21 protein-coding genes and 1 tRNA gene are annotated in these 24,812 nt (G+C 60.1%); 2 read left to right on the top strand and 20 right to left on the bottom strand.

Annotated elements, in window-relative coordinates; translation table 11 throughout:
* Positions 1–93: 93 nt before the first annotated feature.
* The 5 genes from QSJ36_RS09345 to kbl form a co-directional block, all read right to left on the bottom strand.
* Complete coding sequence (locus QSJ36_RS09345) at positions 94–672, bottom strand: hypothetical protein (protein ID WP_102726792.1); 579 nt, start codon at positions 670–672, stop codon at positions 94–96.
* A gap of 85 nt (positions 673–757) precedes the next feature.
* Positions 758–3,505 carry a protein kinase gene (locus tag QSJ36_RS09340; RefSeq protein ID WP_285468424.1) on the bottom strand — a complete coding sequence of 916 codons (2,748 nt, stop codon included), beginning with the start codon at positions 3,503–3,505 and terminating at the stop codon, positions 758–760.
* 244 nt (positions 3,506–3,749) lie between these two features.
* Entirely contained in the window at positions 3,750–4,520 is a 771-nt protein-coding gene (locus QSJ36_RS09335) for a ParA family protein (protein ID WP_022397001.1), read from the bottom strand.
* A 174-nt stretch (positions 4,521–4,694) separates the two neighbouring features.
* Complete coding sequence (locus QSJ36_RS09330) at positions 4,695–7,334, bottom strand: SUMF1/EgtB/PvdO family nonheme iron enzyme (protein ID WP_285468422.1); 2,640 nt, start codon at positions 7,332–7,334, stop codon at positions 4,695–4,697.
* Positions 7,335–7,348: 14 nt separating this feature from the next.
* Entirely contained in the window at positions 7,349–8,548 is a 1,200-nt protein-coding gene (kbl, locus tag QSJ36_RS09325; RefSeq protein WP_285468420.1) for a glycine C-acetyltransferase, read from the bottom strand.
* A gap of 395 nt (positions 8,549–8,943) precedes the next feature.
* Between kbl and QSJ36_RS09320 the strand changes: the two genes are divergently transcribed.
* Complete coding sequence (locus QSJ36_RS09320; RefSeq protein ID WP_285468418.1) at positions 8,944–10,098, top strand: autotransporter outer membrane beta-barrel domain-containing protein; 1,155 nt, start codon at positions 8,944–8,946, stop codon at positions 10,096–10,098.
* A 59-nt stretch (positions 10,099–10,157) separates the two neighbouring features.
* On the opposite strand, the gene QSJ36_RS09315 is transcribed toward QSJ36_RS09320, so the two are convergent.
* From QSJ36_RS09315 to QSJ36_RS09305, 3 genes are all read right to left on the bottom strand, one after another.
* Entirely contained in the window at positions 10,158–10,706 is a 549-nt protein-coding gene (locus QSJ36_RS09315) for an 8-oxo-dGTP diphosphatase (protein WP_285468417.1), read from the bottom strand.
* Between the two features lie 174 nt (positions 10,707–10,880).
* Positions 10,881–12,209 (bottom strand): MFS transporter, encoded by a 1,329-nt coding sequence (locus QSJ36_RS09310; protein WP_285468416.1) that lies wholly within the window; start codon positions 12,207–12,209, stop codon positions 10,881–10,883.
* A gap of 99 nt (positions 12,210–12,308) precedes the next feature.
* Positions 12,309–13,787, bottom strand: coding sequence for a mannitol dehydrogenase family protein (locus QSJ36_RS09305; protein ID WP_285468415.1), 1,479 nt, complete (start codon positions 13,785–13,787; stop codon positions 12,309–12,311).
* A 317-nt stretch (positions 13,788–14,104) separates the two neighbouring features.
* On the opposite strand from QSJ36_RS09305, the gene QSJ36_RS09300 reads away from it, so the two are divergent.
* Positions 14,105–15,067, top strand: coding sequence for a PfkB family carbohydrate kinase (locus tag QSJ36_RS09300; RefSeq protein ID WP_285468414.1), 963 nt, complete (start codon positions 14,105–14,107; stop codon positions 15,065–15,067).
* A gap of 208 nt (positions 15,068–15,275) precedes the next feature.
* Here the strand turns inward: QSJ36_RS09300 and QSJ36_RS09295 are convergent.
* From QSJ36_RS09295 to QSJ36_RS09240, 12 genes are all read right to left on the bottom strand, one after another.
* Positions 15,276–15,361: transfer RNA gene (locus QSJ36_RS09295), tRNA-Leu, on the bottom strand.
* Positions 15,362–15,464: 103 nt separating this feature from the next.
* Positions 15,465–15,980, bottom strand: a complete 516-nt coding sequence (locus tag QSJ36_RS09290) for a hypothetical protein (RefSeq protein ID WP_285468412.1) — start codon at positions 15,978–15,980, stop codon at positions 15,465–15,467.
* Positions 15,977–16,771, bottom strand: a complete 795-nt coding sequence (tcdA, locus tag QSJ36_RS09285; RefSeq protein ID WP_285468410.1) for a tRNA cyclic N6-threonylcarbamoyladenosine(37) synthase TcdA — start codon at positions 16,769–16,771, stop codon at positions 15,977–15,979. Before tcdA ends, QSJ36_RS09290 begins: the two co-directional genes overlap by 4 nt.
* Entirely contained in the window at positions 16,768–17,361 is a 594-nt protein-coding gene (locus QSJ36_RS09280; protein ID WP_285468408.1) for a hypothetical protein, read from the bottom strand. Before QSJ36_RS09280 ends, tcdA begins: the two co-directional genes overlap by 4 nt.
* A gap of 2 nt (positions 17,362–17,363) precedes the next feature.
* A complete protein-coding gene (locus QSJ36_RS09275; protein WP_102721361.1) occupies positions 17,364–18,167 on the bottom strand; it encodes a TIGR00282 family metallophosphoesterase in 804 nt (267 codons plus the stop codon).
* A 33-nt stretch (positions 18,168–18,200) separates the two neighbouring features.
* Positions 18,201–18,671 (bottom strand): universal stress protein, encoded by a 471-nt coding sequence (locus tag QSJ36_RS09270; RefSeq protein WP_250715131.1) that lies wholly within the window; start codon positions 18,669–18,671, stop codon positions 18,201–18,203.
* An 84-nt stretch (positions 18,672–18,755) separates the two neighbouring features.
* Positions 18,756–19,721 (bottom strand): tryptophan--tRNA ligase, encoded by a 966-nt coding sequence (gene trpS, locus QSJ36_RS09265; RefSeq protein WP_102727999.1) that lies wholly within the window; start codon positions 19,719–19,721, stop codon positions 18,756–18,758.
* 182 nt (positions 19,722–19,903) lie between these two features.
* Positions 19,904–20,767 carry an NAD-dependent epimerase/dehydratase family protein gene (locus tag QSJ36_RS09260; protein WP_285468404.1) on the bottom strand — a complete coding sequence of 288 codons (864 nt, stop codon included), beginning with the start codon at positions 20,765–20,767 and terminating at the stop codon, positions 19,904–19,906.
* Positions 20,764–21,459: a 2-C-methyl-D-erythritol 4-phosphate cytidylyltransferase gene (ispD, locus tag QSJ36_RS09255; RefSeq protein WP_102729595.1), complete on the bottom strand. Its 696-nt coding sequence runs from the start codon at positions 21,457–21,459 to the stop codon at positions 20,764–20,766. Before ispD ends, QSJ36_RS09260 begins: the two co-directional genes overlap by 4 nt.
* Positions 21,456–21,911 carry a GatB/YqeY domain-containing protein gene (locus QSJ36_RS09250; protein ID WP_285468403.1) on the bottom strand — a complete coding sequence of 152 codons (456 nt, stop codon included), beginning with the start codon at positions 21,909–21,911 and terminating at the stop codon, positions 21,456–21,458. The genes ispD and QSJ36_RS09250 overlap by 4 nt, the downstream gene beginning before the upstream one ends.
* A gap of 121 nt (positions 21,912–22,032) precedes the next feature.
* On the bottom strand, positions 22,033–22,947 hold the full coding sequence (locus tag QSJ36_RS09245; protein WP_285468402.1) for a hypothetical protein: 915 nt from the start codon (positions 22,945–22,947) through the stop codon (positions 22,033–22,035).
* A 130-nt stretch (positions 22,948–23,077) separates the two neighbouring features.
* Positions 23,078–24,634 carry a 2-isopropylmalate synthase gene (locus QSJ36_RS09240; protein ID WP_022397021.1) on the bottom strand — a complete coding sequence of 519 codons (1,557 nt, stop codon included), beginning with the start codon at positions 24,632–24,634 and terminating at the stop codon, positions 23,078–23,080.
* Positions 24,635–24,812 lie beyond the last annotated feature (178 nt).

Here is a 24,812-nt window from a genome sequence, read left to right as displayed (position 1 = left end):
AGCTTCATGGATGGCTGATGAACGAAAAGGGGGAGGGATACGGAGGCGCCTCCCGTGCAAAGCCGGAGCCGGAAAGATAGTTTATGGCGGTTTTTAACGGTTGGACAGCAGCTGCTTCATTTCCGGAAGACGGAAGTGCAGCGGAGGAAGTTCCTCCTCAAACGCGGCTGATTTTTCTTTCCTCAGGGCTTCCGCCCGTTCTTCCAGTTTCCGGGCTTCAGCCAGGATTTTGCGTATTTCCTGCCGCCCGCGGCCTATGTGGAAAACGGCCCGGGACGGGTCCGGCGTGAATTCCGGACCTCCCTTGAGGTATTTTTCAAAGTATTGCTGGTAGCGTTCCGCCAGTTCCCGCCCTCTGGCAAAGAGCTTGCGGTCTTCTTCCACATAGGCCGCCACGGCGGGGTCCACGTCTTTCGTGCTCAGGTCCGCCAGTTCTTCGTCCCGCTCCCGCAGCAGGTCCGCCGCGTCCCTGCTGCTTTCCGCCAGGCCGGGAAGGGTGGGATTCTTTTTCAGCTTCAGGAGGCGCTGCACCAGCGCGTCGCTTTTTTCCGAGTATTCCGTATTGATGTCCGCCGCCTTTTTCCAGTAGGAGACGGTGGGGTCACCGCAGGAGGCCATCAGGAAGGCGGCCAGAAAGGGGAGCGTGCGACGCAGGAAAGTAAGGGAAGTCATGTTCCTTTTGTAGCATTCCCGTGACGGGAATCAAGGCTGTTTTACGGGTCCCCGGCTTCTGTTTCTCATGAAAAGATGCTGAATCTTAATCGGTTCCGTTTCTGGAACGTTTCTTTTCCGCCGGAGGCGGCATTTCCACCACGCCGCTGCTGTTTCCGGGCGTCAGCAGGATTTCCACCTCCAGGGGCAGGGACGTATCCGCCAGCAGGCCTTCCGGGATGGAGATGCCGATGGGGGCAGAGCTTTTGCCGGGCAGCACTTCCTGGGGGGAGATGATGTCCAGAATGAGGCGTCCGTGCTGGAGAATGTTGATTTTGCTGATGGAGAAGGCGTCCTTCATGCCCGTGTTATGCAGCGTGACGCCCTTGAGCTGGGATGGGGCGAACGGTCCCGGAACGGTGAAGCGCAGGATGGTGGATTCTCCCCTGGCAAGCGGCAGGGGAAGCCAGTACGCCGCAATGGGCGCCTCGGGGTTCAGGCTGTCCGTCAGGTAGGCGGATCCGTTGAGACGTTCCATCATCAGGCCGGAAAGCTCCGGGGAGGCGGGCACGCCCCAGCCCTGGGAGTACATGAGGGAGAGCAGGTACAGGGCTTCCTGGTCCCGGTACTGGACCGCCATTCTCAGGAACCGCGCCGCCTGGGCGTAATCCCGGGAGGCCAGAGGGGGCTGCTGTGGCAGGCGGGGAAAATAGGAGGGAATGTCCATGAGCAGGATGCCCAGCTCCTTCATGGCCTCATAACATCCTCCGGTGGCGGAACGGTAGAGCCATTCCACCCCTTCTTCCGGCCTGGGGCCGCCGGGGCAGTCAGGAGACATGAGGAGTTTCCCCAATACCTGCTGGGCCACCGGGTAGCCGGCTTTGGACAGTTGTTCCAGAGCCGCCAGCATGTCCGGCGTGGCGTTCGCCAGGCCGAGAACGTTCCCGTGCCCCGGGGAAGGCGTGGTGACTGCCGCTACGAGCCCCTTGTAGGCAGGGTCATGCAGCAGGGCCGGTTCCGGCGCCGCGGGGGCGATGATGAAGCGAATTTTAGGGAAGGCCTCCTCCGTGCGTTCCGTCTCGCTTTTGAAGCACGCCATTTGCATGGGGACGGCCTTGTGGGCGGCGGTTTCAAAGGCGTATGTGTAGGCGCGGTCCGTGGAGAGCTCCGGCAGGGCCGGGAAGAAGAAGGTGGAGGTGGATTGCCCCGGCACCGTGAAGGAGGGGACGGAGTTGACGGAACGGTCCACCAGGGCTCCGTTGGAGTCCCGGATGGTGAGGTGCAGTTCCTCCCCTCCGGTGGCCGGAGGGATAATCTGGAGGTAGATGCAGGAGATGCGCAGCTTTTCCGGCAGGATGGAGGGGATGCCGGAACGGGTCAGAATCGTATCGTCCAGGCGCAGCTGGAATTCCTTCAGCGTCCGCGGTTCCAGCGCCGCGTCTTCCGTCATTCTGAGCTCCGGGATGCGGATGGATGCCAGGTCCCGGGGCGGGGGGGCCAATTCCTTCCCGTTGGCGGCCGGCTGCTGGATGGCCTCCTTGATGGTATTGATGGTGGTGCCCATGGGGGCCTTTTTCAGGTAGTCCATCAGGTAGAACGCCGCTGCGCCCAGCAGCAGGGTGCAGACGCTCCCCACCATCAGGAACATCATGTGGCGGTTGCGGCGGAGGGTGCGCGCGGACAGCCTGCGGGAGGAGGAATGAAGTCCGCCCGGCCCGGCGGTGGCCTTTTTGTTCCCGGAATTCTTCTCCGCGCAGGGATGCGGCATTCCTTCCGGATGAATGTGGCGGATGTCCGCCGGGGATACCTGGATGGTGGCGGAGGATTCTTCCCCGGAAATGGCGCAAATGTCGTGAATCCATTCACGGGCCGTCTGGTAGCGGCAGCTGGTCTGGGGAGCCAGCGCCTTGTCCAGCGAAAGCAGGAACTGCCGCGAGTAATAGCGGGTGAGCACGGGGTCGCTGTGCAGCGGCGGCATGCCGTCTTCCGTCAGGCGCACTTCCGCCCGTTCCGGCGGGTGGCCCGTGAGCAGGGCGTAAAAGGTGGCGCCTACGGAATAAAGGTCGCTCCAGGGGCCGATGTTCGTTTTCCCCAGCGCCTGTTCCGGGGAGGAATACCCCTGGGTAGTCAGGACGGTGGCTGCATGCAGCTTCAGGGCATGGCGCGCCGCGCCGAAGTCGATCAGCACGGGCGTGCCTTCCTCCGTCAGCAGGATGTTGCCGGGCTTGATGTCACGGTGGTAGATGTGCCTGGAATGGAGGTAGTCCAGAATCCGCAGCAGGCGCGTCAGCAGGCCCTTGAGTTCGTCCTCCGTGTAGCGGTGCCCGGTGCTGTGGAGTTTCTCCCCCAGGTAATCCAGGGAAAGCCCGGTGATGTTCTCCATGGCGAAGTAGGCGGTGCCGTTGGCTTCAAAAACGGACAGGATTCTGACGATGCCGGGATGGTTGAGCTCCGCCAGCGTCTGGGCCTCGCTCAGGAAACTCTTCAGGGCCCAGGTGTAATTTTCCAGGTCGTGTTCGTTGTTGGGGCGGATATGCCCGGTCAGCGGGTCCCGGTAGGAGCAGCTGGAGGGAAAGTTTTCCTTGATGACCACGTTGCGGTTCAGGAACAGGTCCTTCGCCAGGTAGGTGATGCCGAAGCCCCCGCTGCCCAGGACGCGGATGATTTCATACTGTTCCAGGCGCGTGCCGGGGGCCAGCTCCCTCTGGTAAACGAAAAAGGCGCCTTTTTCTTCCGCGTGGGGGAGAGGGGGGCGTCCGGGCAGAATCTGTTCCAGGCCTGTCGTTGGAGCGGGAGGCGGGACTTGCCCTGTCGTCCGGGGCTGGTCGTCTGGCTGGCCTTCTTCTGCTGGCATGAGGAAAAGTTCCTGAAACGGAAGCTGCGGGCATTCTCATATGCCGGGTGCGGCAAGTCAAGGTGAATGCCTGTTTTCCTCCGTATCAGGACTGCCGCCTGTGCGTAGTATCTAAAACGGCGCAAGTGGAATGGAAGGAATAAACCTAAAGGGAGAGATGAAGGCGGGGGATTCTTTCTGCCTTGTCCTTCCTGTACGCCATGTTCATGAAGTCCGTTCCCGTGAAAGCCGTTCCTTCGCGTTTTCAGGACTTGTGGCGCCTGATGAATTCCCGTGCGGCTTTCAGGTAGGCTTCCGCCGCCGTGCCGGAAGGATCGTGTTCAAAGATGGTGTGGCCGAAGCTGGGCGCTTCCCCGAGCCGGATGGAGCGGGGAATGACCGTCTTGTACAGCATCTGGGGCAGGTGCTGTTCCACCTGGTCAATGACCTGGCGGGAAAGGTTGGTGCGGCCGTCGTACATGGTCATCAGCACCCCTTCATGCCTGATGCGGGGATTGGCTCCGCTGGCGCAGATCTGCGCCGTCACGTGCAGGATTTTGGCCAATCCTTCCAGCCCGAACCATTCGCATTGCAGGGGAGTCAGCACTTCGTCGCAGGCGGCCAGGGCGGAGGTCATCAGGACTCCCAGGGAGGGCGGCGTATCCATGATGCAGTAATCATAGGCATCCGACTCCCGCAGGGGAGCGAGCGTTTCCCGGAGCCGGGTCAGGTGGTTGCCGGAGCGGGCCAGTTCTATTTCCACGCCGGCCAGGTCCATGGTGGAGGGAATGATGTCCAGCCGTTTTCTGCCGGAAGGCAGGATGCACTCTTCCGCAGCAAGCTGGCCGAGCAGGGCCGGGTACAGGCTGGGCATGTCTTTTCCGTCAATGCCCATGCCGCTGGTGGCATTGGCCTGCGGATCCAGGTCAATGACCAGGATTTTCTTCTTCAGCTGGGCCAGGGCGGCGGCCAGGTTGATGGCCGTGGTGGTTTTTCCCACTCCCCCCTTCTGGTTGGCGATGGCGATGATTTTCATTCGGGAAAAGGGTGCGGGGAAAAGGTAGCATAACGGGAGGCCCTTTCAACCATTTTCCCGGAGAGGCGGGGCGGCCTGCGGGCTGCGGCGGACCTTTCCCTTTAGGGAACGGCTTGTTGCGTGGAACGGAGGAGCAGGGGAAATCTGCTGCTGCGGGGGCGGTGTGCCCCGGCGTCAGGGTGCCGTGGGAACGGCGGGGCGGTCGGAAGACAGGATGAGGCGGAAGCCCAGCGCGTCATCTCGCGTGTTTTCCGGCAGGGGGGTACGGATGGAGGTGGTGAGCTGCTTGGGGCGGAAGGAGAGGTAGCTGCCTCCGCGGGCCACTCCATAATTGCGGATGGGGAGGGACTCCGGCCCTCCGTAGGAATCGTCCACCCATTCCATGACGTTCCCCTCCAGGTCGTACAAGCCCAGATGGTTGGGCGGGAAGGTCTTCACGGGGGCCGTGTACGGCTGCCCGTCCTCATACCCCACGATGACGCGGGAGGAAGGAAGGTAAATCAGGGCGGACTGGTCCGCAAAATTGCCTGTTCTGTCCGGCGGCGGCCAGGAGAACCCCCACGGGAACACCTCCCGGGAGTTTTCATGGGGCAGCGTCTTTTCATAGGGGGAGGACCCCTTTTCATCCGTCAGGCGCACCCAGGAGCTCCATTCCTCGTCTTTGGGCAGGCGGTAGGAGTCGTGCTGGTCGATCAGGCCCTGGGCCCTCTCCTTATTGGTGAGCCATTTGGCAAAGGCGCGCGCGTCCTGCCTGCTGACGTTTACCACCGGGTGGTTTTCCCCCTGGGGGAAACCGGGCCGGGCCGGGGCTTTCCTGCCCGTGGCTTTCAGGAACTGCTGGAAGTCCTTCACGCGCACCTCATGGGACATGACCAGCGTGTTTCCTCCCACGGGCGCCAGGTCCATGCCCAGGCTGTTGGTCCAGGGCGAGCCGAAGACGACGGACTTGTCCGGCTCCAGCTGGAGGGAAAGGTATAAATCCTGCGGGTCCAGCCCCCGGCGCCGCATGGTGGCGTGCCCCGGCAGTTTGATTTCAATCACGTAGGGCACCTGGTTGACGTATTCCTCAATGGGCGTGCGGCCGATCAGCCTGTTGTTGAAGAAGACGCTGGCGCCCGGCGGATTGGTGGTGACGGTAATGGGGACCTGGAACACCCGGGTGACGTTCAGGACGTAGGCGCTGTGGCCGTCCGCGCTGCCGGACGTCTGCGGCAGCGGGTCCGCATTGATGGAAAACTCCTTGCCCAGCAGTCCCTCCCGTTCGCATTTCTTGTTCAGCCACGCCAGGTAGGCCGTGATGCCGTCCTGCGTGAGCAGGGCCACGTCCTTTTCCGGATGGCCCGGTTCCGCCTGCTCCCTCTTCATCTGGTAGTTTCCCTTCTGGTGGTCCTCCTTCAGGAACTTGTTGAACAGGGCGGCGGTGAGAGGGCCTTGCGCCACATGGCGCGTTTCCGCGGGAATGTAGGTGACTCCCTCCGTATCCTTCCACGGCTGGCTGTCCGTGGGGGGATGGTATTCCTTCAGCACGCCGCCCAGGGCCAGCGTGGAGCCGCCCTTGACGGTTCCCGCCTCCTCCTTGTCCGCAAAGCCCGATTTCTTGATGGTGTAGGCCACGGAAGCGCCGGAGGGCAGTTCAATGGGGCCGTAGGGCGTTTCATCCAGGTAATTGCCGTCCGCATCATAAACGGACGCTCCCGTCGGGGAGCTGGTCACCAGCACGTACCCGGTCCGGGACTCCTCCTCCGGTGCGGAGGAGTGGGTTTCCGGGCGCACGTCCGCGGCAGGTTCCTCCGCGGGATGCTGGCTATTGTTGAGCCACAGGGCCCCCCAGTAGGCGGTCAGGGCTCCCGCGACGGCGGCGGCCAGCAGCTGGAGGGTGCGCCTGAGCTTGCGGCGCTTCTTTTTCTTCTGGAGGCGGAAGCGGGTAGGCACTTCATACCCCCGCAGAACGTCTATTTTCTCCGCCAGCTCTTCCGCGGAATCAATGGCGCACTCCTCCACGCGGGGTTCCGCCGCCTGGCAGATGATGGTGTTGAACGCCTGCCACTTCTTGCGCACGGTGCCTTCCGGCAGATCATCCGGAAGCGCGGGAAAATCCATGCGGTCCTTTCCCGTGCTGATTTCATATAAAACCTTGGCCAGCGCGTAAACGTCCGCCCGCCGGGTGCCGGGGCCGTCCGGGGGGATGAACCCCTCCGTGCCTACAAAGCTGCGCTGGTCCAGATGGGCCACCAAGCCGATGTCCGCCAGCTTGGGCCGTCCGTTGACGAAGATGACGTTCGCCGGCTTGATGTCCCGGTGCGTCAGGTTCTTGCTGTGCAGGTACAGCAGGGCGTGGGCAAGCTGGCTGCCTACCTCCAGGCAATAATCCAGGGGCAGCGGCTTGTTGCCGGAAAACTTCTTGTCCGTCTGGAGCGTGCGGGGAATATACTCGTCCGGCGTGATGTGGACCCCGGTGCGGGCGTCGTCGCCCAGCTCCATGACGTAATAGTAAAACGGGGAATCCTGGTCGTGCCTCCCCACGTGCAGGATGTGGACCAGCCCCGGATGGTTGCGGGCGATGGGCTCATACTGCAGGATGCCTTCAAACTCACGGTTGAACGTGCGCTCATCCTCAAAATCCTCACGCCAGACGATTTTCACGGCGCGCCACGCCCCGGTCAGGGACCTGGCCAGCCAGACCTCCCCGTATGCGCCGCTGCCTATCTGGCGCACGACCTCGTGGTCCGGAATGGAAGGGGTGGGACGCACCACCCGTTTGACGGGCAGCGTCGGCAGATTGCCGCCGGGCATGGGTGATGCGTCCGAAGTCATGGAGGGTACGGGAATCAGGAAATAACTCCTAGGTTCTTGCCCACCTTGCAGAAGGCTTCAATCGCCTTGTCCAGCTGTTCGCGGGTGTGGGCGGCGGAAATCTGCGTGCGGATGCGGGCCTGCCCCTTGGGAACGACGGGGTAGAAGAAGCCGACGGCGTACACGCCTTCGTCCAGAAGCTGGGCGGAGAAATTCTGGGACAGCACGGCGTCCCCCAGCATCACCGGGGAAATGGGGTGGTCCTTGCCGCCGATGGTGAAGCCCGCGGCCGTCATGGCGTCGCGGAAATACCTGGTATTCGCTTCCACGCGGTCGCGCGCTTCCGTGGACTGTTCCAGCAGGTCCAGCACCTTGATGGAGGCGGCCACGATGGCGGGGGCCACGCTGTTGGAGAACAGGTAAGGGCGCGCCTTCTGGCGCAGGACGTCCACCACTTCCTTCGGGCCGGAAACATAGCCGCCGGAAGCGCCCCCCAGGGCCTTGCCCAGGGTGCCGGTAGTGATGTCTATGTTGCCGAACAGGCCGCGGTATTCGTGCGTGCCGCGGCCCCGCTTGCCCAGGAAACCCGTGGCGTGGCAGTCGTCAAAATGGACGATGGCGTTGTACCTGGCGGCCAGCTCGTGAATCTTGTCCAGCTGGGCGATGATGCCGTCCATGGAAAACACGCCGTCCGTGGAAATCAGCTTCACGCGGGCTCCGGCGGCATCCGCTTCCTGGAGCTTGGCTTCCAGGTCCGCCATGTCGTTGTTGGCGTAGCGGAAGCGCTTGGCCTTGCAGAGGCGCACGCCGTCAATAATGGAGGCGTGGTTCAGGGAATCGGAAATAATGGCGTCGTCCGCGGTCAGGAGGCCTTCAAACAGGCCGCCGTTGGCGTCAAAGCAGGAGGGGAACAGAATCGTGTCTTCCGTGCCGAGGAACTGGGAAAGGCGTTCCTCAAGCTGGCGGTGCAGGGTCTGCGTGCCGCAGATGAACCGCACGGAAGCCATGCCGAAGCCCCATTCGTCAATGGCTTTCTTGGCGGCCTCCATCACTTCCGGATTATTGGCCAGGCCCAGGTAATTGTTGGCGCACATGTTGATGACGGAGCGTCCGTCCTTCAGCGTCACCTGGGAATACTGCTGGGAGGCGATGAAGCGTTCTTCCTTGTACAGACCTTCCGCACGCAGTCCGTCCAGGGTGGAAGTGAGGATATTTTTGAATTCGGGGGTATACATGTCGAATAATGGAATATGAATTGAAATAGCCAGCAAGTGGACGATCAAGGATCACACGGTTGCTCCCGCACCTTTATCATTATTGGTCCGTGAAGAAAAGCTTAAAGAACACAAATTGAAGGCCGGGAGAGGACGGGACGGAGAAGCAGAAACTCTCCGGTATCCCATAGTGGCAGGAAAAAACGGAAGCCGGTCAAAGGGGTGCGTTTCCTGAAGAAAAAGAACAGGAAAAATACTCACCGGTCCGGAATGCACGAACGGCAGGCAGGGACGGGGAGGAAGAAGTTCTCCGGAGTATGGGAAATGCATTTGATACACAAAACAGGTGTCAGAGTGCGCTTGAAAAAGTGAAGGCCGGTTCCAACCTCCGGCCATTGAACCCATCATACCCGATCATGAAACTATCCCGTATTTCCTTATGGAGCCTGACCCTGGCAGGATGCCTGCCTGCCGTGCGCGCCGAATCCTGGAACCAGTTCCCGGAAAGCGGTCCGGAAACCACGCTGGATTCCATGTGGGCGTCCGCGGCTTATGTGCAGACGCTGGTGGATGCCTCCTCCGCCCAGATAAATATCTCCCGTTTTCAGCAGAAGGGGCCGTCCAACCTGTGGGCGGGCGCTCTGGGCAGCTTTGGCGATGCAGGAATCCGGAACAACCAGCCTTCCTTTGACTACTCAGCCGCCGGCTACGCGCTGGGGTATGACTACGGCACGTATGGAGAAAAATCCGGTTCCCTGCTGGGTCTGGCGTTCGGGCAGATGTTCGGGCACCAGAACATTCAGGAAATGCCGGACTATCCGGACGGCCCTATGGAAGGAGACCGCTTCCGGCAGTCTGCGTGGATGGCCAACCTGTACGGCGCCTTCTTCCGGGAGACGGGACCGCGGTCCAGCCTGCTTCTTGCCGCGAATGCGGCCTTCGGCAGTACGGAAAACAAATGCCGCCACAGTGATGCGTGGGGAAACGCCTCCAGGTGGGACTCGGAAACGTTCCAGATGGGGCTTTCCGCCTCCTGGCGCTATCAGGTGACGAACTCCTTCAGCGTGACCCCCTTTATGGGAGTAACGTATGTGCACGGAGCCAACAAGGTGAAAAGGGATGACCGGGGCGGTTACGGCGATTCCTCCTGGTGGGGGGATTACTGGTGGGATGACGACGACTGGGACGATGACGATGATGATAACCAGCGGCGGGACAACCGGGGCACGTTTGACAACGTGTCCATGGCGATGGGGGTGACGCTGGAACACGTTCTCCGTCTGTCCGGAAACACCGTATGGATCAATGCCCTGTCCGGGAGCTACTGCCCGGACATCTACCGGAACGATCCCCATTACACGTTCCGGGACGGCTGGTGGGAAGGGGATGAATACCGGGAATCCCGGTACAAGGGGAAGGGTTATTCTCCCGGAAAGCAGTCATTCAAAGTCAAGCTGCTGTCCAGAATGGTCTTCAATGACAGATGCTCCGTCTTCGCCTCCTACCAGGCGCATTTCAGGGAATCCTTCCTGGAGCATCAGGCGGCGCTGGGCGTCTCCGTCTCTTTCTGAACATTAATGCCGCCGGGGGAAAGCCGAATGGAAAAGAATTAGGCTTTCTCCCAGATGGCTCAGAGGGAAGGGGAGGCGGAGGGAGCCTGTTTTTCCTTGCCGGGGAAATCCCGGGTTTTCAGGGAAAACTCCAGCATCCGGTCCCCCTCAAACGTGAAAAACGCCTCAAACCGTTTCCCGTCCAGCATGGCGGGAAGCCAGAACCGGTCGTCCTGCCACATGAGATCGTAGGGAATCCCGTCCACCGGGCACCAGAAAGGCTCCGCCTCCGGCGTTTCCGAAGGGGTGCCCTTGAAAGAGGAGGCCATGAACACGTGGCAACGGATTTCCGGAATGGTGCCGCACGTGAAGGAAAAATTCAGCACGCCCATTTCCCGAGCGTCCGCAACGTCAATGCAGAGTTCCTCCCGGACCTCCCGCAGCACACACTGGAGGGCCGTTTCCCCCGGCTCAAACTTCCCGCCGGGACCGTTGACCTTCCCCGCGCCGATCCCCCTCTTCTTGCGTATCAGGAGAATCCTTCCGTCCTGCACCACAAACATCAGGGTGGCGAGGATATCAGGGGTCCACTGGGCGGGCCATTGAAAGCCGCTGCTTCTGTCTTGCATGAGCGCATGTTACAGGATGAGAGGGAAATCATGAAGAAAAATGCGAAACAAGCCCGGTAGAGGCCGGTTCCGGCGGAATAGGTCGTACCGGTAAGGTAGAAAGCCCATCCGTGCTGTGAATCCAAGAGCATGGGAACAAGGTCTCCGGATGGAACCGGACGGGGCCGGTCTTATTCAGTCCGTTCCTTCCAGCAGGTCTTCTTTCCTGACGCGGGAACCCGCAAGGGCATAGGCAAGCATGACCACCTCACAGAGGAAGACGAGCATCCATGACCAGCGCCAGCTTCCCAGCGCGTCCGTCAGCGCTCCCTGGAGGAAGGGGAAAACGGCGCCGCCGAACACGCCCATCATGAAAATGCCGGAAGCCTTGGCAGTGTATTTTTTCAGCCCCACGGTGGCGAGCGTGAAAATACAGCCCCACATGACGGAATGGAACAACCCTACGGAAACCAGCACCCACAGGTTATGGGTGTAAATGGCGACCAGCGTCAGGATGGCCGCCGCGGAGGTTGCCGCCGTCAACTGGACGCGGGGGGAGATATGGTTCAGCCAGCTGGAAACGATGCGCCCCACCATCAGGCCGCCCCAGTACAGGGAGGCCAGCAGGGCCGGAATGCCCAGGTCCACTCCCCACACCACCAGGTTGCTGGAGCCCAGGAACAGCAGCGGTTCATCCGAATTGCTGAGTTCCAGGGCGTGCAGGTTCACGTTGATGCCCACGGATACCTCCGCGCCCACATAAAAGAAAATGGCGATGACGCCCAATGTCAAATGCCGGAAGGACCAGATGCTGCGTTCCAGTTTTTCTCCTTCTCCGGCCGTGGTGTCCCGGATGTTGGGCAGGTAAAGGCGCTTCGTCATCAGGGTGACCAGCGCAATCAGGACGCCCAGGATAAGCAGCGGAAGCATCAGCTGCCGCACGTGGACGCTCTCCATGGGCAGTCCGGCAAACAGGATGCCGGTCACGAAAAACGGCGCGATCGTCGTTCCGAAGGAGTTTACGGCGCAGACGATGTTGAGGCGCTGGACGGGCTGGGTTCCCTTCAATTCATAGGACGTCACGTAGGGGTTGATGACGACCTGCAAGACCGTGGCGGAGGTGCCCATGGCATAGGACCCCGCCAGAAAAATAAAATAGCCGTAGGGGATGCTGGCCCCGGCGATCGTCGTGCGCAGGTCCCCGAACTGGACGGTGAACCATGCGGACAGGAAAAAGACGGCCAGCCCGAGCACCATGAACAGGAGCCCCCGTATCAGCGTGGTCTTGTAGCCGTAGCGGTTGATCCAGCGGGAGGCAATGTTTCCGTTCACCAGGTACGCCAGGAAAAAGAAAAAGGGAATTAGCGTGATGAACGTGTTTTTCAAGGCGCCGGCATCCGACAGGAAGGCGCTTTGCAAAGGCCCCTGGAACTGGCCGTTCACGGTGGACAGGAACCCGACAAGGAAATAAATGAAGGTCAGGGCAAGGAAGGGACCCAGGCGTGAATGCGGTTGTGTTTCCATGAGGAGGGTGAGAGGTGAAAATGCAGAAAAAGGAAGAGACCGGAAAGGTTTCTTCATGCCGCCCGGAACAGGGTCCGGAAGGCATGAAGAATTGTATGACTACGGAAGAATCAATTTTTCCAGAACGGGGAGCACGCCGTCTTTTTCAAGCTTCTCCACCATGCCGAGGTACTGGCTGACGAACTTGTCCGCCGCCTTCAAATCCGTGCTCCGGAAGGGGGAGAGGGCGAGGAAATCCAGCGGGTCGTCGCTGGCGATCAGCTTCCGGTCCTCCTTGGTCAGCCAGGGCTCGTTCACTTCATAAGCCTGGCCCCGGTCATCCTTTCCGTGCTTCAGGTAATGGCGGTAGGCGGCCACGAAAAACGCCAGGCGTTCCAGGTCGGCGCCGTCCCTGATCATCTTCGTTAAAACGGGCATCACATACACGGGAATCTTGGAAACGCCGTCAAAGCACAAGCGGCTGATCTGGTCGCTCACCGCCTTGTTGCCGAAGCGTTCCAGCAGGGTCTTCTTGTACAGCTCCAAATCCGTATTCCCCGGAGGCGGAACGTAGGGGCCCGCGTCCCGGTCCATGAAAAGGCGCAGGTAGCGGGCGAACCGTTCATCCCCTACCGCCTCGTCCACCCGGCGGTACCCGGCCAGAAAGGCGGGGTAGGACAGCAGGGAGTGGGACGCGTTCAGCAGGCTGAGCTTCATATTCTCATAAGCGGAAACATCGTCCGTAAACTCCACGCCCACGGTTTCCCAGTCCGGGTGCCCGGCAATGAAATCATCCTCAATCACCCACTGGATGAAATCCTCCGAATAGACGGGGGCGGCGTCTTCCACGCCGCTCTGCGCGTCCAGTCGCTTGACGTCGTCCGGCGTGACGGCGGGCGTGATGCGGTCCACCATGCTGTTGGGGAATGTCACGTTCTTCTTCACCCACTGCGCCAGCCCGGGATCCTGGGCCTCGATAAAGGAAGTGAACGCTTTCCGGGCCGTGTCTCCATTGTGCTGGAGGTTGTCGCAGGATAGAACGGTTACGGGGCCTGCGCCGTCCTTGCGCCTCTTCCGCAATCCGGCGGCCAGGAACCCGAAAACCGTCCGGGGATGGCCGGGATGTTCCAGGTCATGTTTCACGTCCTTGCTGTTGAGCATGAACTCACCGGTTTCCTTATCCAGATTGTATCCCCCTTCCGTAATGGTCAGCGTGATGATTTTAGTGCGGGGGTCCGCAATCCTGTCGATGACCTTTTCGGGATCCTTCGGCCCCCACGCCAGATCCACCAGGGAGCCTATCTCATAAAACTCGTCCTTGCCGTCGCGGCCGCAGACCGTCAGCGTGTAAAGGCCGTCCTGGCTCTTCAGCGCCTTGTAAAGGGGTTCGTCCTGAGGCAGCAGCGCCACTCCGGAAATTCCCCATTCGTCACGGCCGCCCATGCCCAGAAGCTGGTTCGTGTAAAACTCTTCATGCGCGCGATGGAAGTTGCCCACTCCTATATGGACTATCCCCGGCTGAATGGTTGTCCTGTCATAGGGGACGGGAGCCCCCGGAATCTTCGCCTTGCCCTGTCGTTTCAGTTCCTTCTTCATCATCTTGAAATGAGGTATGGTATTTGCCGTCTCATACTAATGGGCATTTCCGGAGAGGCGGGTGTTAGGGATATGCCAGACTTTTTCCCTATCCGGCGGATTGATCACGCGCCGCAGGGGACCGTTCACGGAAAAATCCCGGATTTTTTACGGGCACGGTTTCCACAGGGCGCGATGGGACCCCGGCAGTACGTCCTTTGCCGGCATGACTGGAATGAACCTCTTTTTCCTTTCCCGGAACAGGCGGCGCGTTCTATGCTTTACTATCTCTCCCGGCTTTCCTTTATGCCGGAAGGACCACCTTCAACATTTGGAAAAGCATGTATGACGTCGTAGCCCTCGGAGAACTGCTGGTGGACTTCACCCCCTGCGGAGTGAGCGCCCAGGAACTGCCCGTTTACCAGGCTAATCCGGGGGGAGCCCCCTGCAATGTCCTCTCCATGCTGTCCCGGCTGGGGCGCAGGACCGCCTTCATCGGCAAGGTGGGGCATGACATGTTCGGGAAAATGCTCCGGCGCACGCTTCAGGAGGAAGGCATTGACGATTCGGGGCTGGTCTCTTCCCGGGAAGTCAACACCACCCTGGCCTTCGTCCAGATTGACGAACATGGCGACCGTGATTTTTCCTTCTACCGCAATCCCGGCGCGGACATGAAACTGACCTCCGGGGAGGTGGACATGGCGCTGGTGGAAAACACGCGCGTATTCCACTTCGGGACCATCTCCATGACGCACGGCGACGTGCGGCGCGCCACGAGGCACGCCGTCAGCCATGCCCAGGAGAAGGGTGCCCTCGTCTCCTTTGACCCCAACCTCCGGCCTCCCCTCTGGCCCAGCCTGGAGCTGGCCCGGGAGCAAATGCTCTACGGCTGCGGCGTGTGCAGCGTCATGAAAATAGAGGTGGAGGAACTTCTGTTCCTCACCGGTTGCGCCTCCTTGAAAGAAGGGCTGGATGCCCTGAAAAGGGAATTCGGCAATCTCCGTCTCATCCTCGTGACAGGGGGCAGGGAAGGAAGCTGGGCTTCCTATGGAGACACGCTGGTTTACCAGCCTACGTTCCTGAAGGTCAATACCATTGACACGACGGGCGCCGGAGACGCCTTTTTTGGTTCCTGCCTGGACTGGATTCTGGAAACAGGGCTGGAAAACCTGACGGAGGGACAGTTGGCGGACATGCTTTTATTCGCCAACGCCGCCGCGTCCATCGTGACGACGCGCAAGGGCGCCATCCGCTCCATGCCGAACCGCGAGGAAGTCCTGGACCTGATGGCAGGGGGCGTTTGAAGGGCGTCGTAAATACACAACTTCCTTCATTGGTTTTTACCTGAACTGTTTCCAGCGAGTAAACAAGAGGGAGGACCTTTCATTTCTTGCAGCACATTCCCGTTTCGTGTTGATAAAAGTTGTATAAATATACTGCGGTTTGTCTTGCAATTGTCGATAAACAAAAACCGCAAGCACTTATGAACAGCAACTTGCGGTATAAAAGGGATGGTGCTCGAGAGGGGACTCGAACCCCTACGTCTTATCGACACTAGATCCTTAGTCTAGCGCGTCTACCAATTCCGCCACCCGAGCATGGGTGCCTTAAGGCGGGGAGTTTTTAGCGCAGAGGAACGAAGATATCAAGCTTTTTCTTCTTTTTTATCCTTTCGATTCCGTTTTTTGAAGAGGGATTTTCTTAGCGGACCGGGAGGGAGGTAGCCACGGGCATGATGGCCGGGCGCAGGGTGACGGCCTTGGTGTCATATTTTTCCGAGGGTTTGAAGAGCCAGCCGGGATTGGTGTTGATGGGTTCGAATCGGGTCGGCTTGAAGATGGGCAGCCTTAGGTTGGAGTTGGGCTCGTAGCCGTATTTGCCCGTGTACTTGCCGTAGACCCTGTATTCATAGTTGTTATCATAGGCGTAGCGCGGGCTCCCGGCGTATTCCGGCAGGCGGTCCGGGGTCCGGCAGGAGCTTTCATCCATGATGACGAGCTGGGCCGTTCTCCAGGTCTGGCCCGGCTGGCGCAGGTACCCCCAGAAACGCGTTGCCGGTACATGGTAACGGCGTCCGACGAAGTAGTTGCCCCTGGGTTCGCGGGCGATTTCCGCATTGCGGGCGTTGATGCCGGCGATGTCTTTTTCCAAGGAGTTGCACTGGGTCAATGCGGGAAGGAGGACGGCCCCCAGCAGGGGAAGCAGGAGTTTGTTCATGGCTGTGATGGTTTTTTTTTCTTGTTTAAGAGCGTTTGAATGGCGGCGGAAGCCGCGAAGAAGCCGAAGGTGCCCGTGATGTGGGTGATGGAGCCGAATCCGGAGTCACAGCCCATTTTCCCCTGGAATTCCGGGTCGCGCGTGCAGGAGGTTTCTCCGTCGCAGGTGGGGTAGACGGGAGTTTCCTGGGAGAAGATGCAGGGGATTTTCAGTTTCCGGGCTTTTTCCCCCAGCGGTAGGCCGTAGTCTTTTTTGAGCTTGTAGCGCAGGCTGGAGAGCAGGGGGTCTCCCTTGGTGCGGGAGAGGTCGCCTATTTCTATTTTGGCGGGGTTGACGCGTCCTCCCGCGCCGCCGCAGGTGACCAGCGGCTGTTTGCTGCGGTAGCAGGAGGCAATAAGATGGGCCTTGGGAATCAGGGAGTCAATGGCGTCAATGATGACGTCCGGTTTCGTCTCCAGCAGTTTTTCCGCATTGGAGGCCGTGTAGAAGCTGTTGATGGAGATGATTTCCGCCTCCGGGTTGATTTGCCGGAGGCGGGCGGCCATGGCTTCTGTCTTGGACTGGCCGATCGTGGTTTCCAGAGCGTGGATTTGCCGGTTGGTATTGGTGATGCAGAGGTCGTCCAGGTCCATCAGGATAATGGCGCCGACGCCCGACCGCGCCAGGGCTTCCGCCGCCCAGGAACCCACGCCGCCAATGCCGACGACGGCCATGCGGGAGTTCCTGAGGATGTCCAGCCCGCTCCTTCCATACAGGCGGCCTATGCCGCCGAATCTGGCTTCATAGTTCATGGCTGCGTGTTTGAACCGGAGTGGGGAATTAAGGAGAAGACGGGTGCCAGAGGGCCCTTCCGTTTTTCCATCGTGAAGATATAATAGCGGGGGGAAGCCGTTTGTTCCGGGCGGCAGGAGGCGGGAAGGCCTGCGCCCCGGTTCCAGCAGATGAGGCAGGTGTTTCCATGCACAGCAATCAGCATGTCCCATCCACCCCCGTTTTGCTGGGGGATGCCGTCTTTTTTATCCCGGTAGCGTACGATGCCGTCCTGCCGGACGGTAAAGAGGACCATGCGTCCGCAGGAGGGCATGGCGATGGCAGCCGTATTTCTGCATGCTACGGCCAGTTTTCCGTTGTTCCAGGAGAGGGTGACGGGCTGCCGGTTACCCCGCTTTTCCGTGAGGGTGAGTGAGGGATGCTGCCGGAGCAGGCTGTACTGGAGCGCCGGCTGTCCGTCCGGTGTGAGGAAGCAGGATGCGGGAAGCCGATGCCAGCCTTCCCTGTGGGCCATGTTTTGGTAGTCCCTCACGGCGTTTCCGTTGTGTCCGGAACATCCGCAGAGCGCCGTCAACAGGCATGATAAGAGGAAGGCGGTGGCAGTCTGCATGGTCAGGAGGCCGGTTTTTCCACGATTTTGCTGATGCGGGCGATGTTGAGGGCCCTCCCGGTGGCTTCATCCACCTGCACGACGGCTCCGCAGAGGCGCACGGGCCAGTTCGCCACAGGGAATTTGGCCGGCATGGAGGTGCGGAAGCGTTGGATAATGGGTTCCCGTTCCCGGCCCAGCACCCCGACGGCGGGGCCGCACATGCCGGCGTCCGTCAGGTAGGCGGTGCCGTGTTCCAGAATGGTTTCATCCGCCGTCTGCACGTGGGTGTGCGTTCCGATGACGGCGGAGACCAGTCCGTCCAGATTGTAGCCGGTGGAGATTTTTTCACTGGTGGTTTCCGCGTGCATGTCCACAAAGATGACCTGCACGCCTTCTTCCTCCCTGAGTCTTTTGGCTTCCGCTTCCGAGATGAGGAAGGGGTTTTCAAGCGGCGGCTGGATGAAGGAGCGTCCCTGCACCTGCATGACGGCTATTTTTCCCCTGGGCGTTTCCACCACCACGCTTCCGTGTCCCGGTGTCCCCTGCGGGTAGTTGACGGGGCGCAGCACGCGCGGTTCGGAGTCCAGCCAAGGAGCCAGTTCCGCCTGGTCCCATACATGGTCTCCCGTCGTGATGACGTCTACTCCCGCATGCAGCAGTTCCTGCGCCAGACGGGGCGTAATGCCGCGCCCTGCGGCCGCGTTTTCACCGTTGACGATGACAAAGTCCGCCCCATGCTCCTTTTTGAGTTCCGGCAGCATGTGCTTCACGGCGGTGCGGCCAGGTTCGCCGACCACATCGCCTATAAAGAGTATGGTAATCATGAAGTGGGACAGGACTGGTGCGGATGGCGGTTTTTACTGCTCTTCCTTGGTGACGGGAACCACCAGCACGGGCACGGGGGATTTCCGCATGACGGAGCTGGCTACGCTGCCCAGAAAGACGGTGGAAAGGAAGCCGTGGTTGTGCTTGCCCACCACGATCATGTCAATGTGGTGTTTTTCAGCATAGTTGATGACCGCTTCGCTGATTTCAAATTCGTCTTCCACAGACTGGATGATGGTTGCGTCCGTCAGACGGGAGAGTTTTTCCGCCGTTTTTTGCAGATGGTTTTTTGCGATGGAGATGACTTCGTTTTCCTCCGTCTGGTCCATCACGGGGACAGGCACTTCATCCGGCAGCACGCCGGAGACTTCATAACAGATGCTGGGTTCCACAATGTGGAGCAGATGGATGATGCTGTCATTGGGGCAAGCCAGTTTGCCGATCTGATGAATGACAGCGTCCGTGGCGTTGGAGAAATCAATGGCTACCAGAATATTCTTCATATCTTCCTGTATAACATTCCGTGCTTTTCCATGCCACTAAAAAACGTGTGCTGTCCCCGGTTCTCCCGGCATTCCATTCCCGGTTCAGATCAGGCCCACGGCTCGGCGCACCCTGTCCAGCACTACGGAGGCCGTTTCCCGCGCCTTGCGGGCCCCTTCTTCCAACGTCCGGTGCACGTAGTCCTGGTTGGCTTCCAGTTCCGCCCTGCGTTCGCGCGCGGGACGGAAGTATTCCCAGTAGGCGTCAAAGAGGCGTTTTTTGAAGTCGCCATAGCCGCAGCCTCCGTTTTTGAAGTCGCGGACCATGTCTTCATAGCCTTCTGCAGAGGCGAAGAGCTTGTAGAGCTGCAGGATGACGGAGCCTTCCGTGGGTTTGGGGTCTTCCACAGGGGTGGAGTCCGTGGGGATTTTCATGATGAGCTTGCGGACGGCTTTTTCCTCACCGAAGATGGGGAGCGTGTTGTTGTAGCTTTTGCTCATTTTTTGCCCGTCCAGCCCCGGCACGATGGCCGTGCTTTCCGCAATGAGCGCATCCGGCAGCTTGCAGGTGCCTTCGCCGAATTGTTCGTTCATTTTGCCTGCCAGGTCGCGGGTGACTTCCAGGTGCTGCTTCTGGTCCTTGCCTACGGGCACCAGGTCGGAGTCATACATCAGGATGTCCGCCGCCATGAGGACGGGGTAGGTGAAGAGGGCGTTGCTGGGGGAGAACCCCTTGGCGATTTTGTCCTTGTAGGAGTGGCAGCGTTCCAGCAGGCCCACCGGGCAGACGGTGCCGAGTATCCAGGCCAGTTCATTGACTTCCGGCACGGAGGACTGGCGGAAGAAGACGCATTTTCCAGGGTCCAGGCCCACGGCCAGAAAGTCCGTCGCCAGGTTTTTGCAGTTTTCCCGCAGGGTCTCCGCGTCGTGAACGGTGCTCATGGCGTGGTAGTCCGCCAGAAAGTAGTAGGATTCTCCGCGTTCCTGCATGCGGACGGCTGGTTCCATGGCTCCGAAGTAGTTGCCGACATGCAGCTTGCCGCTGGGTTGAAGTCCTGTGATGATACGCATTGCGCGCAGGATTTTGCCTGTTCGCGCCCGGCAAGTCAAGAAAGGGGAGAGTCAAAGACTGGCGGGGAGGCTGGCCGGGCGCCTCGCCTGTTCCGATATGCGTCCTGCGTTTGTTCTCTCTCTTTTTCATGCCTGCCCGGAGCGTTTTCTTGGGCATGAAGAGAAGAAGCGGCGGCGGGAGTTTATTCTCCCCCCGCTTCCAGCGCTTCCAGCACGTTGTGCACGCCGTCCGCAAAGCTTGGGTAGAGCGGCTCCCAGCCCAGGGCCAGAAGGCGGGAGCAGGAGATTCTCTGGCTGGAAAAGCCGCGGCGCGCTTCCGCCTGGAGCGGTTCGGGTTGTGGCGCGGGCATGCCCAGCAGTCCGGAGAGGTAAGAGTAGATTTCTCCCAGCTGCATGGGGGTGCGGTCCGTCAGGTTGTAGATGCCGGTGGGCGGTTCCCGGAGCGTGCAGAGCAGGTGCAGGGCGGCCACGGCGTCATCCCGGTGGATGTAGTTGATCCACCTGTCCATGTTTCCGGGGAGGGCCGCGCCCTTCTTGCAGTATTGGGAGACGAGCACGCAGCGGTCCGGCCCGTAGAGAGCTCCCAGCCGGACGACGGTGCCTCCCGCGGCCAGAACCGCCTGTTCCGCCTGAATGAGGAGGCCGCTTTTTCCGGAGGCGGGGTAGACGTTATGTTCCTCCGTGATCCAGCGTCCGTCCGTGATGCCATAGACGGAGGTGCTGGAGCAGAAGATGACCGGCGTTCCGGGGAAGGCTTCCAGCGTGTTCTGCGTTCCGCGGATGTAGAGGCTGCGGTAGGCTTCCTCTGAGCCTCCCCGCGTGCTGGCGCACATGACGATGATGTGGGGGGAGCGGATGCGGGCGGCCAGGCTGTGCATGGAGGCTCCCTCCGTGACGTCCGCTTCATAAATGGCTTTCTGTGCGTCAATGTCCGCCGTAAGGGCCGTGTGACCGGCTTTCCGCAGGCTCTCCGCCAGCGCTTTTCCCAGGTAGCCCGTTCCCAGAATGAGGACGGCGCGGGGTTCTGTACACAGAAGGCCGGTCATGAGTCTTTGCGGAGGTGTTTGAGTTCCAACAGCGTTTCAGCCCGGGAGACATCTTCCGGCCAGGTGATTTTGGGATTTGGCTCATGGTTGTGCACCAGCCGCGTGGGATGGCCGATGAGCTGCAGGGCGGTTACTTCATCCGTCACCTGCATGTTCCGTTCCGTGACTTCCACATACGCATCCAGCAGGAGCGGGTATTGGAAGACCTGCGGGGTTTCCATGCACCACAGGCCGTCCCGGTCCACCTGCTCCGGCAGGGTGAAGCGTTCTTCGTCCGCGCGCTTCAAGGTGTCCGTCACGGGATGCGCGGAAGCGGCCGCTCCGCATTCCCTGGCAGTCTGGATGCAGCGGGAGATTTGCTCTACCGTGATAAGGGGGCGCGCTCCGTCGTGCACGGCCACAAGTTCCGGCGTGTAGAGAAGGGCTGCCAGGCCGTTCTGAACGGATTCATGCCGTTCCACTCCTCCGTCCACGCGGGTGACGGGTATTTCCGTCTCCAGGTCCGCAGCATCAATGGCGCGGAAGCGCTCTTCCGGGCAGACGACCACGATTTCCGTGATTTCCCGGCAGTTGGCAAAGGCCCGGATGCTGCGTTCCAGCACCTTGACGCCGTGCAGGGGGGCCAGCAGCTTGTCAAATCCGGCGCGCCGGGAGGACCCGGCCGCTACAATGATGGCGGCACAGCATTTCATGATAGTCTGGCTGACACCATGCGGGCCAGTTCCTTGCCGTTGACCCTGCCGGCGGTGCGTTCCTGCATGAGTTTCATGACCTGTCCCATGTCTTTTTTGGTGGAGGCTCCCGTTTCCTTCAGGGCGGCTTCCAGCATGGCCTCCGTTTCCTCTGCGGTGAGTTCAGCAGGCATGAATTGCTTGAGGACGGCGATTTCCGCTTCTTCCTTGTCGGCCAGTTCCGGGCGTCCGGCGGAGCGGAATTGTTCCGTAGAGTCTTCGCGCTGCTTGATTTGCTTGCGGACCACGGCCAGTTCTTCCGCTTCCTCCAACTGGGTTCCCAGGCCTCCCTTGGCGATGGCCGTGTTCGTCAGAGCCGTCTTGAGGGCGCGCAGCGTGTTGAGGGTGACGGAGTCTTTTGCTCTCATGGCGGTTTTCATCCCTTCCATGATTTGGTCTGAAATCTTGCTCATATCCCCATTAACTAAGCGCATCCCCACGTGTACTTCAAGCCGTAAATTGAAAAAGGCCGCCAGCGCGGGAAATGCCCGCCGGCGGCCCGGAGAGGGGAGTTGAAGAGCGGAACCGCCCGGTTTATTTTTTCCCGCCGATGGGCATGATGTGGATTTTCTTTTCCGCCATGCCCGGAACCACGATCATGGAGTCATACAGGATAAAGTCCGCCGCGCCTTCAATGGGACCGGTGGCTGCCGGCGCGGAACGCCCCGTTTTCAGGTCCAGCCTGCGGATGGCTTCCGGTTTTTTGTCCTTGGACCAGTCGCTGTAGTAAAGGGCGTTGTCACGGTACACCAGGCCGTCGTATTGCCCCCGTTCCTTGGAGAGTTCCGTGACTTCCCGGGAGACGGGGTTGATGGAGAGCAGGCGGCCGCTGGGCTTGCCTTTTTCATCCGTGGCGTATTCGCAGAGGTAGATGACTTTTCTTTCCGGGTCCCAGGCCAGGCCGTTCGGTTTGTAGATGGGCTGCTTGGTGATCAGCTCCCCGTAGGAACTGGTGTTCGTGTCCACGTAGAAAATCTGGTCGGTATCTGTGGAGGAGACCATGAGCCTGCCGTTGATGAACGCCAGGTCGTTGAGGAATTTCATGCGGGAGGGGGACAGGTCCACATACCCCTCAATGGTGCCGGTTTTGGCGTCTATCTTGTAGACCATGTCCACATCCGTGCAGTACAGGAAGCCGTCCTGGTACAGGAGCCCCTTGGGAGCGTCCAGGGTGTCCACGTCCGTGATCTTTTTAGGTTCCGTGGAGCCGTGCGGGATAACGCCCAGGTAGCCGTCCTTGTCCTTTTCCGTGGGCGCCAGTTTGGCGCCGATGCAGGTGAAGTAGATGTTGCCCTCCGCGTCCGCAGCCACGCTTTCCGGGTGGCCGTCAATGGCAATGGTGGCTTTTTCCAGCGGAGGCAGCGGTTTGGCCGGCTCCAGCTGTTTTTTGGTTGGAGGAGCTGCCAGCGCGCTGCACGCCAGGCAGAGAAGGAGTAGTGTTGCTTTCATGGGGTTGTACGGTGTAAAAGGCTTGGAATTTATGGCACGGAAGCAGGAGAAAAGCAAGCCGTAGGAGCTGCCCTGCGGACGCCGTGCGGAGGTGCGCCCCGTTCGCGCATGCGTACCGGGGCGCACCGGGTCAGATGGCTCCTGCGTCCAGATTGTTGGGCTGGGGCATGTTTTCCATGCGGATGGAACGGTTGACCGCGTTCAGGTAGGCCCGGGCGGAGGCTTCAATGACGTCCGTGGAGGCTCCCTTGCCCACGATGGGCTTGGGCTGGCCGAAGTCCACGTGCACCGTGACTTCCCCCAGGGCGTCCTTCCCTTCGGAGGCGGCGTTGACGCTGTAGCCTTTCAGCGTGCCTTTGCGCTTGGTGATGCGTTCAATGGCCTTGATGACGGCGTCCACCGCTCCGTTGCCCGTAGAGCTGTCTTCAAATTTTTTGCCTTCCTTGAGCAGTCCTACCGTAGCCGTGGGCCGGGCGTGGCTGCCTGCCACGAATTGCAGGAAGTCCAGCTCCCACAGGCCGGAGGAGGCGTGCAGGGAGTCGTCCACAATAGCGGACAGGTCATCGTCATAAACGAATTTCTTGGAGTCTCCCACTTTCTTGAAGCGCTCAAAGACGGCGTTTACTTCCTCTTCCGTGAGCACATGTCCCAGTTGTTCCAGCCTGGCCTTGACGGCGGCGCGGCCAGAGTGCTTGGTGAGCGGGAGTTCCGTGGCTCCCCACCCGACCGCCTGCGGATCCATGACTTCATAGGTTTCCCGGCAGTTGAGAATGCCGTGCTGGTGGATGCCGGAGGAGTGGGCGAAGGCGTTTTCCCCCACAATGGCCTTGGAACGCTGCACCTGCATGCCGCTCATGCGGGCCACAATGCGGGAGGTGCGGACGATTTCCCGCGTGTTGATGTTGTCCGTGACGTCCCCAAATTGCCCGGCGCGGGTGCGCAGGGCCATGATGACTTCTTCCAGGGCCACGTTCCCGGCGCGTTCGCCAATGCCGTTGATGGTGCCTTCCACCTGCCGGGCTCCGGCGCGGACGGCGGCCAGGGAGTTGGCTACGGCCAGGCCCAGGTCGTTGTGGCAGTGGACGGAGATGACGGCTTTGCCGATGTTCGGCACGTTTTCCTTGAGGTGGCGGATGATGCGGTAGAATTCGTCCGGCGTGGTGTAGCCCACGGTGTCCGGAATGTTGACGGTGGTGGCTCCGGCGTCAATGACGGTTTCCACCACCTTGGTCAGAAAGTCCAGGTCCGTGCGGGAGGCGTCTTCCGGGGAGAATTCCACGTCCTGCACGAATTGCCTGGCGTAGGAGACGCCTTCCGCGGCCATGCGCAGGATTTCCGTTTCCGCCTTTTTCAGCTTGAACTGCATGTGCAGCTTGCTGGTGGCCAGAAAGATGTGGATGCGGGCGCGGTCCCCGGCGGGTTCCAGGGCCCTGGCGGCTGATTCAATGTCCGCCTTCACGCAGCGGGCCAGTCCGGCGATGCGGCATTTTTTGATTTCACTGGCGATGGTATGCACGGCTTCAAAGTCGCCGTCGGAAATGCAGGGGAAGCCGGCTTCGATCACGTCCATGCCCAGCCGTTCCATTTGACGCGCCACTTCCAGCTTTTCGCGTAGGTTCATGGATGCTCCGGGGCATTGTTCTCCATCGCGCAGGGTAGTGTCAAAAAAGTAGATTTGGTCGGACATGGCAGTTATTAATAATGCAATGCACTATAACCTTCTATGGTCAAAAAGGCAAGTCTTGGATATTTTATTTCTGAAAAATCAGATTATTGGATTAACCAATATTCTGGAATATTGAATTTATTTATAGAATTTTAATTATGGGAAAAATTACTTAAAAAATAGGTGATAATTATTTTTA

The sequence above is a fragment of the Akkermansia sp. NBRC 115031 genome (assembly GCF_030268505.1).
In the GTDB taxonomy this organism is placed as follows: Bacteria; Verrucomicrobiota; Verrucomicrobiia; order Verrucomicrobiales; family Akkermansiaceae; genus Akkermansia; species Akkermansia massiliensis.
The sequence above is the reverse complement of the archived record's forward strand: the minus strand, read 5'-3'. Positions and strand labels throughout refer to the sequence as shown.